The organism is Pseudomonas sp. LBUM1643 (genome assembly GCF_059716215.1).
In genome coordinates, this window is sequence record NZ_CP166813.1 from 2,010,405 (window position 1) to 2,025,048 (window position 14,644).

At 59.7% G+C, this 14,644-nt stretch carries 8 protein-coding genes and 1 other RNA gene; 6 read left to right on the forward strand and 3 right to left on the reverse strand.

Going from position 1 to position 14,644, the window contains the following annotated elements:
• Nucleotide 1: 1 nt before the first annotated feature.
• Complete coding sequence (gene xdhB, locus ACA063_RS09065; protein WP_497665571.1) at nt 2-2,401, reverse strand: xanthine dehydrogenase molybdopterin binding subunit; 2,400 nt, start codon at nt 2,399-2,401, stop codon at nt 2-4.
• The gene (gene xdhA, locus ACA063_RS09070; protein WP_162440791.1) at nt 2,394-3,848 is read right to left on the reverse strand and encodes a xanthine dehydrogenase small subunit; all 1,455 of its coding nucleotides are present in this window, start codon (nt 3,846-3,848) and stop codon (nt 2,394-2,396) included. The genes xdhB and xdhA overlap by 8 nt, the downstream gene beginning before the upstream one ends.
• Before the next feature lie 268 nt (nt 3,849-4,116).
• Here xdhA and ACA063_RS09075 point away from each other — a divergent pair, with 268 nt between their 5' ends.
• The 6 genes from ACA063_RS09075 (at nt 4,117) to ffs (ending at nt 13,711) form a co-directional block, all read left to right on the forward strand.
• Nucleotides 4,117-4,776: a GntR family transcriptional regulator gene (locus tag ACA063_RS09075; protein WP_162440790.1), complete on the forward strand. Its 660-nt coding sequence runs from the start codon at nt 4,117-4,119 to the stop codon at nt 4,774-4,776.
• A 2-nt stretch (nt 4,777-4,778) separates the two neighbouring features.
• Nucleotides 4,779-8,267 carry a chromosome segregation protein SMC gene (smc, locus tag ACA063_RS09080; protein WP_497665572.1) on the forward strand — a complete coding sequence of 1,163 codons (3,489 nt, stop codon included), beginning with the start codon at nt 4,779-4,781 and terminating at the stop codon, nt 8,265-8,267.
• 238 nt (nt 8,268-8,505) lie between these two features.
• Entirely contained in the window at nt 8,506-9,360 is an 855-nt protein-coding gene (gene zipA / locus ACA063_RS09085) for a cell division protein ZipA (RefSeq protein ID WP_497665573.1), read from the forward strand.
• A gap of 156 nt (nt 9,361-9,516) precedes the next feature.
• Nucleotides 9,517-11,880 (forward strand): NAD-dependent DNA ligase LigA, encoded by a 2,364-nt coding sequence (ligA, locus tag ACA063_RS09090; protein ID WP_497665574.1) that lies wholly within the window; start codon nt 9,517-9,519, stop codon nt 11,878-11,880.
• A gap of 229 nt (nt 11,881-12,109) precedes the next feature.
• The gene (locus tag ACA063_RS09095) at nt 12,110-13,276 is read left to right on the forward strand and encodes a zinc-binding metallopeptidase family protein (RefSeq protein WP_497665575.1); all 1,167 of its coding nucleotides are present in this window, start codon (nt 12,110-12,112) and stop codon (nt 13,274-13,276) included.
• A 338-nt stretch (nt 13,277-13,614) separates the two neighbouring features.
• Nucleotides 13,615-13,711: signal recognition particle sRNA small type (gene ffs / locus ACA063_RS09100), an RNA gene on the forward strand.
• Between the two features lie 120 nt (nt 13,712-13,831).
• On the opposite strand, the gene ACA063_RS09105 is transcribed toward ffs, so the two are convergent.
• A complete protein-coding gene (locus tag ACA063_RS09105) occupies nt 13,832-14,569 on the reverse strand; it encodes a substrate-binding periplasmic protein (RefSeq protein WP_497665576.1) in 738 nt (245 codons plus the stop codon).
• Between the last annotated feature and the right edge of the window lie 75 nt (nt 14,570-14,644).

Consider the following 14,644-nt stretch of genomic DNA (forward strand, 5'->3'; position numbering starts at 1 on the left):
CTTAAAGCGAAGCCAACTCCGGCTCGGCCTCAACCGCCTTCGCCACCTTCAACTGACGCATCTGCTCACAGCCCCACAACACTCGCTCCGGGGTCGCCGGCGCGTCGATGTTGGGTTGATGTTTGTAGTCGCCCAGACTCGCCACCGCATCCTTGATCGCACACCATGCCGCGATGCCAAGCATGAACGGTGGTTCGCCCACCGCTTTGGAATGGAACACCGTGTCTTCCGGGTTCTTGCGGTTTTCCACCAGCTTCACCCGCAGGTCCAGCGGCATGTCCGCGACCGCCGGTATCTTGTAGCTGGCCGGGCCGTTGGTCATCAGCTTGCCCTTGTTGTTCCACACCAGCTCTTCCATGGTCAGCCAGCCCATGCCCTGGATGAAACCGCCCTCGACCTGACCGATGTCGATGGCCGGGTTCAGCGAGGCTCCGACGTCGTGAAGAATGTCGGTGCGCAGCATTTTGTACTCGCCGGTCAGGGTGTCGATGATCACTTCGCAACAGGCTGCGCCAAACGCAAAGTAATAGAACGGCCGACCACGTGCCTGGCTGCGGTCATAGAAGATTTTCGGGGTCTTGTAGAAGCCGGTGCTCGACAGCGAAACCTGGGCGAAATAGGCCTGTTGGATTAGCGCTTCGAAGGTCAGGATGTGATCGCGAACCCGCACGTGACCGTTGTGAAATTCCACGTCCTCTTCGCTGACCTTGTATTGACGAGCAGCGAATTCGACCAGGCGTTGCTTGATGATCTGCGCAGCATTTTGCGCGGCTTTGCCGTTCAGGTCAGCACCGCTGGAAGCCGCGGTCGGCGAGGTGTTCGGGACCTTGTCGGTGTTGGTGGCGGTGATTTGCACGCGGTCGATTTCGACTTGAAAGACCTCGGCCACGACTTGCGCAACCTTGATGTTCAAGCCTTGGCCCATTTCGGTGCCGCCATGGTTCAGGTGGATGCTGCCGTCGGTGTAGACGTGGATTAGCGCACCGGCCTGGTTGAGGAAGCTGGCGGTGAAGGAAATACCGAATTTCACCGGGGTCAGCGCCAGGCCTTTTTTCAGGATCGGGCTGTTGGCGTTGTAGCGGCGAATCGCTTCGCGACGCTCGGCGTACTGGCTGCTTTCTTCCAGCTCAGCGGTCATTTCCTCGAGCATGTTGTGCTCGACGGTCTGGTAGTAGTGGGTGACGTTACGCTCGGTTTTGCCGTAGTAATTGGCCTTGCGCACCGCCAACGGATCGAGGCCCAGATGGCGGGCAATCGCGTCCATCACTTCTTCAATGGCGACCATGCCTTGCGGACCACCGAAGCCACGATAAGCCGTGTTCGATGCGGTGTTGGTCTTGCAGCGGTGACCGTTGATGGTCGCGTCGCCCAGGTAGTACGAGTTGTCGGCGTGGAACATTGCACGGTCGACAATCGAGGCCGAAAGATCCGGCGAGCAACCGCAGTTACCGGCCAGTTCCAGAGCAATCCCGTGCAGGCGACCGGTGCTGTCGAAGCCGACGTCATACTCGACGTAGAACGGGTGGCGCTTGCCGGTCATCAGCATGTCTTCCACACGCGGCAGGCGCATCTTGGTCGGCTGGCCAGTGAGGTGCGCGATGACCGCGCACAGGCACGCCGGGCTCGCCGCCTGGGTTTCCTTGCCGCCAAAACCACCGCCCATGCGACGCATGTCGACGACAATCTTGTTCATCGAAACGTCCAGCACTTCAGCGACAAGCTTCTGCACTTCGGTGGGGTTCTGGGTCGAGCAGTAGACGATCATCCCGCCGTCTTCAGTCGGCATCACCGAAGAGATCTGGGTTTCCAGGTAAAAGTGCTCCTGGCCGCCGATGTGCAGCGTGCCTTGAATGCGATGTTCAGCGGACGCCAATGCGGTGGCCGAATCACCCCGCTGATGGGTATGGCTGTCGAGCACGAAGTGACGTTTGCGCAGGGCTTCGACGACATCCAGCACCGGTTCGAGGTCTTCGTATTCGATGATTGCGGCCATGGCGGCTTTGCGTGCGGTTTCCAGGTCTTTCGCCGCCACGGCGAGCACCGGTTGACCGACGAACTGCACGTCATCGATGGCCAGCAGTGGATCGCCTGGCAGCAACGGGCCGATGTCTTTCAGGCCCGGCACGTCTTCATGGGTGATGGCGATGCGCACGCCTTCGAAGGCGTAGCAGGGCGTGGTGTCGATGCTGATGATTTTCGCGTGGGCGCGGTCCGAAAGCCGGGCGTAAACGTGCAGCTGGTTGGGGAATTCCAGACGGTCGTCGATGTACTGCGCTTCGCCCGAGACGTGCTTGGCGGCGCTGTCATGCTTGACGCTGCGGCCGACACCGGTGGTCAGGTCCTTGGCGAACAGTTCAGCCAGTTCGGCTTGGGTCTTCTCTACAGCGTGATGATTAGACATAAGCGGTCACCCGAGTCTCGATGTGCGGTGTTTGCAGTTCGATGAAGTATTTGCGCAGCAGGTTTTGCGCGCTAAGCAGGCGGTACTCCTTGCTGGCGCGGAAGTCCGACAGCGGCGTGAAGTCTTCGCCCAGAGCGGCGCAGGCACGTTCCACGGTGGCGTGGTTGAACGGCGAGCCGAGCAAAACGGCCTCACAGCTTTTTGCGCGTTTCGGCGTGGCGGCCATGCCACCGAAGGCGACGCGGGCGTCAGCGATTACGCCGTTTTCGATGCGCAGATTGAACGCGGCGCACACGGCGGAAATGTCATCGTCCAGGCGCTTGGAAACCTTATAGGCGCGGAACAGTTGTTCGACGCTGGCGCGGGGCACAATGATCTTTTCGATGAACTCACTTTCCTGACGCGCCGTGACGCGGTAATCGATGAAGTAATCTTCCAGCGCCATCGTGCGCCGGGTTTCGCCCTTGCACAGCACGATCTGCGCGCCCAGGGCGATCAGCAGGGGCGGTGAGTCACCGATCGGCGAGGCGTTACCGATGTTGCCGCCGAGCGTGCCCTGGTTGCGAATTTGCAAAGACGCGAAGCGCTGCAGCAAATCGCCAAAGTCCGGGTATTCGGATTTCAACGCTTCGTAGCAATCGGAAAGGGCGGTCGCGGCACCGATTTCCAGACGGTCGTCGAAGCGTTCGATGCGCTTCATCTCGGCGACGTTGCCGACGTAGATCATCACCGGCAATGTACGGTGGAATTGCGTGACTTCGAGCGCCAGATCAGTACCGCCCGCCAGCAGGCGAGCTTGTGGGTACGCATCATAGAGGTCGGCCAGGTCGGCCACGGTCAGCGGCACCAGGCAGCGCTTGTCACCGCTGTTGAGTTCGCCGATGTCGGTGGGCGCGATGGCTTTCAGACGGGCGATGGTGTCGGCTTCGCGAGCGTCGAATTGGTCCGGCTGTTTACCGCAGCAAGACTGCTCGGCGGCTTCCAGGATCGGGCGATACCCGGTGCAGCGACACAAGTTGCCGGCCAGGGCTTCGTGGGCTTTGTGCGAGTCTGGTTGGTCGCTGTTCTTTTGCAGCGCGAACAGTGACATCACGAAACCTGGGGTGCAAAAACCACACTGCGAACCATGGCACTCGACCATGGCTTTCTGCACGCTGTGCAGTTCGCCTTTGTGTTTGAGATCCTCGACGCTGATCAGCTGTTTGCCGTGCAGCGACGACACAAACGTCAGGCACGAGTTGAGGCTGCGATAGCGAATGTGCTCACGGCCGTCGTCATCCGTCTGCAATTCGCCGACCACCACGGTGCAGGCGCCGCAGTCACCGCTGGCGCAGCCTTCTTTGGTACCGGGTTTGCCCACATGGTCGCGCAGATAATTGAGCACGGTCAGGTTTGGGTCCAGGGCGTGCTCGCTACGGAGTTCCTGGTTAAGTAAAAACTGGATCACGGAAGGCCTCGCAGACTCATTATTGTTGTTAACCGCTTTGAACCGAATTTATCAGGTCTGACTTTTCGGTCAATGATTTTCTGACTTAAAGGTCAGGAAAACACGTTTTGGCGATCAACAACGCGTTCCATCAGTATTGACCCTCTCGGGATTACCTGCTTTTTTGCTGGAATCGTGCCAAAAACCGCTGAGTGGGCACTCCGCCATAACCCCTCATGTGCGCTACACTGCGCCGCCTGTGCAGATCGAAAGAGTTTGAAGGACAATCATGACGTTCAAGGCGCCGGATAGCCTCGCCGAGCAAATTGCTCACCACCTCGCCGAACGCATCATTCGCGGTGAAATGAAGCCCGGGGAGCGGATCCAGGAACAGAAGGTCACGCTGGCCCTCAATGTCAGTCGCGGCTCGGTCCGTGAGGCCTTGTTGATCCTCGAACGCCGCCATCTGATCGCCATCCTGCCGCGACGGGGCGCGCACGTTACCGAGTTGACGGCGCACAAGGTGCAGAGCCTGTGCACATTGATGAGCGAGCTTTATATCCTGCTCGGCAACGCGGTCGCCGCCGGCTGGAAAGTCCAGGCCGACATGGCGCCGTTCGTGCAGATCCAGCAGCGTCTGACCGACAGTTTCGAGCGCCAGGACATCCGCACTTTTGTGGATGACAGCTTCAATGTGATGCGCGCCGCGTATCCGTTCGCCAACAACCCGTACTTGCAGGAAACCGTCGAAAATCTGCAACCGGCCATGAGCCGTGCGTATTTTCTCGCCCTCGATCAGCGCAAGGCATCGATGAGCGAGTTTCTTGAGCTGTTTGAACGCTTGCTCGCCGCCGTGCTGGCGCGTGACTTTGCGCAAATCCGTGAAGTGCTGACCGCCTATGGCCAACGCAGCTGCGACCTGGTGGTTTCCGCCCTGACGGACGCCTAAGCGTGCGGCTCAAGTGCATCAAGCTGGCGGGGTTCAAATCCTTCGTCGACCCGACCACGGTGAACTTCCCCAGTAACATGGCGGCGGTGGTCGGGCCCAATGGTTGCGGGAAGTCGAACATTATCGACGCCGTTCGTTGGGTGATGGGCGAGAGCTCGGCCAAGAACCTGCGCGGCGAGTCGATGACCGACGTCATCTTCAACGGCTCCACCAGCCGAAAGCCCGTGAGCCAGGCGAGCATCGAACTGGTGTTCGACAACTCCGACGGCACGCTGCTGGGCGAATACGCCGCCTATGCGGAAATTTCCATTCGCCGCAAAGTGACCCGCGACAGCCAGACCACCTATTACCTCAACGGCACCAAATGCCGTCGTCGCGACATCACCGACATCTTCCTCGGCACCGGCCTCGGGCCGCGCAGCTACTCGATCATCGAGCAGGGGATGATCTCCAAGCTGATCGAGTCCAAGCCCGAAGACCTGCGCAATTTTATTGAAGAAGCGGCGGGCATTTCCAAGTACAAGGAGCGCCGACGCGAGACCGAAAACCGCATTCGTCGCACCCATGAAAACCTCGAGCGCCTGACTGACCTGCGTGAAGAGCTGACCCGTCAACTCGAGCGCTTGCATCGCCAGGCCGAGTCGGCCAGGAAGTATCAGGAATACAAAGGCGAGGAGCGTCAGCTCAAGGCCCAACTGTCGGCCTTGCGCTGGCAGGCGTTGAACGATCAGGTCGGCCAGCGCGAGGCGATCATCGGCACCCAGGAAGTCACCTTCGAAGCCTTGGTCGCCGAGCAGCGCAACGCTGACGCGAGTATCGAACGCCTGCGTGACGGGCACCACGATCTGTCCGAGCGCTTCAATCTGGTGCAAGGGCGCTTCTATTCGGTCGGTGGCGATATCGCCCGGGTCGAACAGAGTATTCAGCACGGTCAGCAACGGTTGCGCCAACTGCAGGACGACCTCAAAGAAGCCGAACGCGCGCGCCTGGAAACCGAATCACACCTGGGCCATGACCGCACGCTGCTGCTGACCCTCGGCGAAGAGCTGGACATGCTCACCCCGGAACAGGAAGTCACCAGCGCAGCCGCTGAAGAAGCTGCTGCGGCGCTGGAAGAATCCGAAACCACCATGCACGGCTGGCAGGAGCAGTGGGACACGTTCAACCTGACGGCTGCCGAGCCCCGTCGTCAGGCCGAAGTTCAGCAGTCGCGCATCCAGCAGCTGGAAACCAGCATGGAGCGTCTGGCCGATCGACAGAAGCGTCTTGGCGAAGAGCGCGCGTTGCTCTCGGCAGACCCGGAAGACGCCGCGATCATGGAACTCAGCGAGCAACTGGCCGCCAGTGAAGCAACGCTGGAAGACTTGCAGGCCAGTGAAGAGGCCCAGGTCGAACGCCTCGAACAACTGCGCCAGGAATTGCAGCTTGCGCTACAGAATCAGCAACAGGCACAAGGTGATCTGCAGCGTCTTAACGGGCGCCTTGCATCGCTTGAGGCCTTGCAGCAAGCAGCGCTTGATCCTGGCACCGGCACCGCTGAATGGCTGCGCGAGCAGCACCTGGCGGATCGTCCGCGCCTGGCCGAAGGCCTCAAGGTTGAAGCCGGTTGGGAGCTGGCGGTGGAAACCGTCCTGGGTGCCGACCTGCAAGCGGTGCTGGTGGATGATTTCGGTGATTACGACCTGGCCGGGTTCGCCCAAGGCGATCTGCGCTTGCTCAGTCCGGCCAGTGACGGGCTGCGTGTTGCCGGCAGTTTGCTCGACAAGGTTGAGGCGCTGATCGATCTGTCGCCCTGGCTGGGACAGGTCAAACCGGTAGAAAACCTCGAACAAGCCCTGGCCCAGCGCAGTCAACTGAGCACAGGCCAGAGCCTGATCAGTCGCGACGGGTATTGGGTCGGCCGGCACTTTCTGCGCGTGCGTCGGGCCAGTGAAGCGGAAAGCGGCGTGTTGGCTCGCGGTCAGGAAATCCAGCGCTTGAGCATCGAGCGAGAAGAGCGCGAAGCCACGGTCGAAACCCTGGAAACCCACCTGCAAACTCTCAGGGCACAGCAGCGTCAGCAGGAAAACGGCCGCGAACATTTGCGTCGCTTGCTGCAAGACGAAGCGCGTCAGCAAGGTGAATTGAAAGCCCAATTGTCCGCCGGCAAAGCCAAGGTCGAGCAATTGACGCTGCGCCGCACGCGTCTGGATGAAGAACTCACCGAACTCGCAGAGCAACGTTCACAGGAACACGAAAACATCGGCGAGGCGCGCCTGCAATTGCAAGAGGCCCTCGACAGCATGGCCCTCGACACCGAGCAACGCGAGCTGCTGATGGCCCAGCGCGACAGCCTGCGCGAACGGCTTGATCGCGTTCGGCAGGAAGCCCGTCAGCATAAGGATCATGCGCATCAGTTGGCGGTGCGACTGGGGTCGCTAAAGGCCCAGCACGATTCGACACGGCAGGCATTGGAACGACTGGAAATGCAGTCCGAACGCCTGACCGAAAAGCGCGAGCAATTGAGCCTTAATCTGGAGGAGGGCGAGGCTCCGCTGGAAGAGCTGCGCCTCAAGCTCGAAGAGTTGCTCGACAAGCGCATGACCGTCGACGAAGAACTCAAGACCGCGCAGATCGCCCTGGAAGACGCCGACCGCGAATTGCGCGAGGCCGAGAAGCGCCGCACCCAGGCCGAACAACAATCCCAGCTGATTCGCAGTCAACTGGAAATGCAACGTATGGAATGGCAAGCGCTGACGGTGCGCCGCAAGACCCTGCAGGATCAGTTGCTGGAAGACGGCTATGACCTGCACGGCGTGCTTGCCACGCTGACGGCAGAGGCCAACGAAAAGGACGCCGAAGAAGAACTCGAACGCATTGCTGCACGGATCCAGCGCCTGGGTGCGATCAACCTCGCGGCCATTGACGAATACACGCAGCAATCCGAGCGTAAGCACTATCTCGATGCGCAAAACGACGATCTGGTCGAAGCGCTCGACACCCTCGAGAACGTGATTCGCAAGATCGACAAGGAAACCCGTAACCGCTTCAAAGATACCTTTGATCAGATCAATGGCGGTTTACAGGCGCTTTTCCCAAAAGTTTTCGGTGGCGGACGCGCGTATTTGGAACTGACGGGCGAAGATCTACTCGATACAGGGGTAACGATCATGGCGCAGCCGCCAGGAAAGAAGAACAGCACCATCCATTTGCTCTCCGGTGGCGAAAAGGCCCTGACCGCATTGGCCCTGGTTTTTGCGATCTTCAAGCTCAATCCTGCGCCGTTCTGCATGCTCGATGAAGTGGATGCGCCTTTGGATGACGCGAACGTTGGACGCTATGCACGGCTGGTAAAAGAGATGTCGCAGACGGTGCAGTTCATCTACATCACCCACAACAAGATCGCCATGGAAATGGCCGATCAACTGATGGGGGTGACGATGCACGAACCGGGCTGTTCGCGACTGGTGGCGGTGGATGTCGAAGAGGCGATGGCGTTGGTGGACGCCTAGCAGCGCAGCCACAAGCTGCAAGCTTTGAGCGGTCAGTGATGAGCTTGCAGCACCTGGCGTGGAGCTTGTAGCTGCGAAGCCCTGTAAAGTTGCCTTTGGTCGTGCTAGTTTAATATCAATTTTTCGTATGCGTGGGCAAAACGCCTGTCAGAACATAGAGTTGGCGCCACGTTTTAAAGCGGTTTGCGAGTTGTAAACCCCTTATTTTTCAGCATTTTTTATAGAGGCACGGGATTACATGGAAATCGGTCTGCGCGAGTGGCTGATCGTCATCGGCATTATTGTCATTGCCGGTATTCTTTTCGATGGCTGGCGCCGTATGCGCGGCGGCAAGGGGAAACTGAAGTTTCGTCTTGATCGAAACCTGTCCAATTTGCCGGACGAGGACTCCAGCGCCGAGCTGTTGGGCCCGCCTCGCGTCCTGGATACCCATAAGGAACCGCAACTGGACGAGCATGATCTGCCGTCGGTGAGCATGCCTGCCCGTGAAGCCCGTGAATCGGGTTCCAAGCGTGGCAAACGGGGCCACGGCGAGCCTTCCCAGGGCGATCTGAACCTCAACCTGGACCTGGACGGCGGACCGAGCTTCAGCAGTCGTGACGATGATTTCCCGGATGATACCAAGCCGTCTCGCGCTGCCGTCGAGCGAGAGCAGCCGCAAGCTGAAGAGGTGTTGGTGATCAGTGTGATCTGCCGCGACGCCGCTGGCTTCAAAGGCCCGGCGCTGTTGCAGAACATTCTGGAAAGCGGCCTGCGTTTCGGCGAAATGGACATTTTCCACCGTCACGAAAGCATGGCCGGCAATGGCGAAGTCCTGTTCTCGATGGCCAACGCCGTCAAGCCAGGCATCTTCGACCTGGACGACATCGATCATTTCAGCACGCCGGCTGTGAGTTTCTTCCTCGGGCTGCCAGGTCCTCGTCATCCCAAGCAAGCCTTTGACGTGATGGTGGCAGCAGCTCGCAAGCTGTCCCAGGAGCTCAATGGTGAACTCAAGGACGACCAGCGCAGCGTGCTGACCGCCCAGACGATCGAGCATTACCGTCAGCGCATCGTTGAATTCGAACGTCGTGCCCTGACCCAGAAACGATAAAGGCGAAAGATCGCAGCCTCGACAGCTTCTAAATAGCACCTGCAGAGTCGCGATCCCTGTAGGAGCTGTCGAGTGAAACGAGGCTGCGATCTTTTGGTCTTAAATTGATAGAACAGAGCAGCCTCGGCTGCTTTTTTGCTTTATGAGAGAACACCCATGACCGCCGCCAAAAACCGCATTCAAGCGCTGCGCGCTGAGCTGGATCAGCACAACTATCGCTATCACGTGCTGGACGAGCCGAGCATTCCGGACGCCGAGTACGATCGGTTGTTCCATGAGCTCAAGGCCCTCGAAGCAGCCCATCCCGAATTGATCACCAGCGACTCGCCCACACAGCGAGTGGGCAGCGCGGCGCTGTCGGCGTTCACTCAGGTGCGCCACGAAGTGCCGATGCTCAGTCTCGGTAACGCCTTCGAAGAAAACGACATGCGCGAATTCGATCGCCGGGTCACTGAAGGACTGGACCTGCCGGTCGGCGACCTGTTGGGTGGCGGGGCGGCGGTGGAGTACAGCTGCGAACCCAAGCTCGATGGCCTGGCGGTCAGTCTGTTGTATCAGGACGGCGTGCTGGTGCGCGGCGCCACGCGCGGCGATGGCACCACCGGTGAAGACATCAGCATCAACGTGCGCACCGTGCGCAATATCCCGCTCAAGCTGCAGGGCACCGGCTGGCCCGCCACCCTGGAAGTGCGCGGCGAGGTCTTCATGTCCAAGGCCGGTTTCGAGCGGCTCAACGCCACGCAACTGGAAGTCGGCGGCAAGACCTTTGCCAACCCGCGCAACGCCGCGGCCGGCAGTTTGCGGCAGCTCGATTCAAAGATCACCGCCAACCGTCCACTGGAATTCTGCTGCTACGGCATCGGCCAGGTGTCGGCAGACATCGCCGACACCCACATCGGTAACCTGAAGCAGCTTCAGGCGTGGGGCATGCCGATCAGTCGTGAGCTGAAACTCGCCCATGGCATCGATGAGTGCCTGGATTACTACCGCGACATCGGTGAGCGCCGCAACGATCTGGCTTATGAAATCGATGGCGTGGTCTTCAAGGTCAACAGCATTGCTTCGCAGCGTGAGCTGGGTTTCCGCGCGCGCGAACCGCGCTGGGCGATTGCCCATAAATTCCCGGCGATGGAAGAACTCACCGAGTTGCTCGACGTGGAATTCCAGGTCGGTCGCACCGGCGCGGTCACGCCCGTGGCGCGCTTGAAACCGGTCAAGGTGGCCGGCGTCACCGTGGCCAACGCCACCCTGCACAACATGGATGAAGTGGCGCGCCTGGGCTTGATGATTGGCGACACGGTGATCATCCGCCGTGCCGGTGATGTGATCCCGCAAGTGGTGCAAGTGGTTCTTGAGCGTCGTCCTGACGATGCGCGGCCGGTGCACATTCCGCAGCAGTGCCCTGTCTGCGGCTCCCACGTCGAGCGCACGCAACTGGTCAAACGCAGCAAGGGTCGTGAGACCGTCAGTGAAGGCGCGGTGTATCGCTGTGTCGGTCGCCTGGCCTGCGGTGCGCAACTCAAACAGGCGATTATCCATTTCGTCTCCCGTCGTGCTTTGGACATTGAGGGGCTGGGCGACAAGAGCGTCGAGCAACTGGTGGATGAAGGCCTGGTGAATTCGCCCGCCGACCTGTACGCCCTGACGTTCGAACAGGTCGTCGACCTGGAAGGCTTCGCCGAGCTGTCCAGTAAAAAACTGCTCAGCGCCATCGAAGACAGCAAGAAACCGAGTCTGGCGCGCTTTATCTACGCCCTCGGGATTCCCGATGTCGGCGAAGAGACGGCCAAGGTGCTGGCGCGTTCTCTCGGCTCGCTGGAGCGTGTGCAGCAGGCTTTGCCACAGGTGCTCACCTACTTGCCGGATGTCGGCCTGGAAGTGGCTCATGAGATTCATAGCTTCTTCGAAGACACGCATAACCAGCAGGTGATCGCTGATCTGCTTAAGCACGGCATGCAGATTCAGGATCAAGGTGAGCTGGGCGCCGAGTTTGCCGCCAGCACCACCCTGGGTGGTTTCCTCGACAAGCTGCACATTCCTTCGGTGGGCCCGGGCGGTGCGCAGAAGCTGGCGGACAAGTTTGGTTCGCTGGAAGCGGTGATGAACGCCGACTGGCTGGACATGCGTCAGACGCTGCCGGAGAAACAGGCGAATTCGGTTCGGGAGTTTTTTGCAGTCGTTGAAAATCGACAGATCGCTGAAGCTGCCGAGAAGCAACTGCGCGATTTCGGTATGCATTGGCAGAGCGAGAAGAAAGTGGTTGAAGGCTTGCCGCTGGCAGGGCAAACCTGGGTGCTGACCGGCTCGCTCGAGTTGATGAGTCGCGATGTAGCCAAGGACAAGCTGGAAAGTCTGGGTGCCAAGGTGGCGGGTTCGGTGTCGGCGAAGACTCATTGCGTGGTGGCCGGTCCGGGTGCCGGTTCGAAGTTGGCCAAGGCGAATGAGTTGGGGTTGAAGGTGCTGGATGAAGAGGCGTTTGTCGCCTACCTGAAAGATCACGGCATCGCTGTCGGGGATTGAACACATAAGATCAAAAGATCGCAGCCTGCGGCAGCTCCTACAGGGACGTGTATGCAATTCGTGGGCGGTACGACGCACACAGGTATGTAGAGCATTTCACTGAACGGCGCGTCACCGCTCGTGTAGGAGCTGCCGCAGGCTGCGATCTTTTGATTTCACCCTCCAAAGCGTTGGAACGATCTTCTTGCGGCAATGATCTAGTCTTGGCAAGCCCCAGGGAGAGATCGCCATGTACCGCTTCTTCGAACAACTCAGCTCGCGCATCGCCGCACCTTTCATCAGTGAAAGCTCGCGCAACAGCAAGGTGTGGCAATGTCGCTGCGGGCAGGCGCTGTTCTTTCGCAACAGCCAGTGCCTGGCGTGTTCGGCAATGCTCGGGTATCAGCCGGAGAAAAGCCGGCTATCCTCGTTGCAGCCAGGGCCGCAAGTCGATACCTGGGTCCTCGACGCCGAGCCCGACGCGGGGCTGTTCCGTCGCTGTGCCAACCTCGATTCTCCTGCCGCCTGTAACTGGTTGCTGGCGGCGGATGACCACAATGCGTTATGCATCGCCTGCAGCCTGAACCACACCATCCCCGATCTCTCCATTCCCGAGAACCCTGAGCGCTGGCGCAAGGTCGAGACGGCCAAGCGTCGCCTGGTCGCTCAACTGGTCAGCCTCGGTTTGCAGGTGATTCCCAAAACCGTCGACGAACAGACGGGTCTGGCTTTCGATTTCATCGGCGTCGATCTCGAAGGCACGCCACCGACAACCGGCCACGCCAACGGCCTGATCACCCTGGACATCAAGGAAGCCGACGATGTCCACCGCGAGAAAATCCGTGTGCAGATGCACGAGCCGTATCGCACGTTGCTCGGACATTTCCGTCATGAGGTCGGGCATTACTACTGGGACCGCTTGATCGCCAACAGTCACTGGCTGGAGCCCTTCAGAAGCCTGTTCGGTGATGAGCGGGAGAGCTATGCCGACGCGCTGGAGCGCCATTACCAGCAAGGTGCGCCACTGGACTGGCAGCAACATGCTGTCAGTGCCTACGCCACCATGCATCCGTGGGAAGACTGGGCCGAAACCTGGGCTCACTACCTGCACATGATGGACGCGGTGGACACCGCCCTCGGGTTTGGCATGAGCGCCCGGGAAATGGATTTCGACTACCAGCCGTTTCCCCCCGAAACCTTATATGACCCACAGCACCCCGGTGGCGCCGCGTTCCTGTCGTTCGTGAACGCGTGGATCGAACTCGCGGGCATGCTCAACGAGCTGTCGAGCAGCATGGGCCAGCCGGATTTCTATCCGTTCGTCCTGCCGCCGGCGGTGATCGCCAAGCTGCACTTCATTCACCTGGTGATTCAGGAGGAGGGTGGCAAAGCCGATGAGGTGGTGCAGGATTTGTAACCGTGTATCCGTCCCCGAATTCACCCCGTTCCCTGTAGCAGCTGCCGAGCCTGCGAGGCTGCGTCCGGCTGCGCAGCAGTCGTAAAACCTCACAACGCGGTTTATCTGATAGACCGTAGCGCCAGAATTTACGACTGCTGCGCAGCCGGACGCAGCCTCGCAGGCTCGACAGCTGCTACAGGTATTGTGTGTATCCGGGTGTATTGCTTGCGATTTCAGCAATAGCGCATGTCATTGACCGGCCTCATATTTTTTAATCTGCTCGAACGGTTGTAACTTCGTCTCAGATAGGTACAATGGCGCGGCTCGCCGTCAGGTGAGCGTCGTTATGGTGACCCCATCGGTCCCCCCGCAACGATTACCCGTGAACCTGGTCAGATCCGGAAGGAAGCAGCCACAGCGGGAACATTGTGTGCCGGGGTGTGGCTGGTGGGGTTGCCTCCATAACGCACCGCGAGAGTCCTCTCGCGTTATCTGAAAAAATACTTTTATGCTGTTTCTGCCATGGGCGTTGTCCAGGCGGCGTTTTGCTGTGTCCGGGTTTTGACTTCAGGGCTAAGGCTGGCCGATGTACAGGCGGATGATGTCGTCGATCTCCCCGGACATTTTCATCCGCACCAACGTACGCAGAATCCGTTGCACAGGCACCTTGTGGTCGTTGCGCACGTAGCAACCCACGCGCTGTTCCTGCAGCAATGCCACGCTTTGCAGGTGCCGCTCAGGCAGCAGGCGCTGGTTGAACCAATCCAGTGCCCACTGATTACTCACCGCATAGCGATAGCGTCCCGCCATGAGCTTTTCCAGCACCTGTTCCTGATTGCGGGCGTCTTCGCGCTGCAATTTGTCCGCGTCGAACAACGGTTGCAGGGTGGGGTAGGTGTAGCTGCGGACGGTGCCGATGGATTGCCGTGGCAACTGTGCCGGAATCACCGCGGTCAGCGGGTCTGGCCGGCTGATCAGCACGTCAGGCTGAACCCAGAGCGGGATGCTCCAGATGTAATCGCCGGACTGATTCGGCAGCCAGGACTGCGCGGCATAGCAGCGCACGTCGACCTCGCCGTGCTCCATGGCGCTCTGCACCCGCGCCCGGGGCAGTACATGAAATTCGGCAGGGACACCCACTTGGGTCGCCAGGCTCAACATCACGTCGTACAAAATGCCCTGCGTCGGCCGTCCCGATTCGAATTGCACCATCGGCATGCTCCAGCTATCGGGCACCACGAAGCGCAACGGCGCTTCTGCAGCTACGCCACTCAAACTGATCAGGCACAATGCCCCCAAGGCACACCGCATAAACGCTCCGGTACGGCTGAATCCCGAGCCTTTGAAAGCGCCCTGAATGCATCTTAGCCAGATTAGACGAGCACA

What these genes read in the sequence shown, in the direction of transcription:
- xdhB (WP_497665571.1), bottom strand. Translation starts at nt 2,401, where the DNA reads ATGTCTAATCATCACGCTGTAGAGAAGACCCAAGCCGAACTGGCTGAA.
- ACA063_RS09075 (WP_162440790.1), top strand. Translation starts at nt 4,117, where the DNA reads ATGACGTTCAAGGCGCCGGATAGCCTCGCCGAGCAAATTGCTCACCAC.
- zipA (WP_497665573.1), top strand. Translation starts at nt 8,506, where the DNA reads ATGGAAATCGGTCTGCGCGAGTGGCTGATCGTCATCGGCATTATTGTC.
- ligA (WP_497665574.1), top strand. Translation starts at nt 9,517, where the DNA reads ATGACCGCCGCCAAAAACCGCATTCAAGCGCTGCGCGCTGAGCTGGAT.
- ACA063_RS09095 (WP_497665575.1), top strand. Translation starts at nt 12,110, where the DNA reads ATGTACCGCTTCTTCGAACAACTCAGCTCGCGCATCGCCGCACCTTTC.
- ACA063_RS09105 (WP_497665576.1), bottom strand. Translation starts at nt 14,569, where the DNA reads ATGCGGTGTGCCTTGGGGGCATTGTGCCTGATCAGTTTGAGTGGCGTA.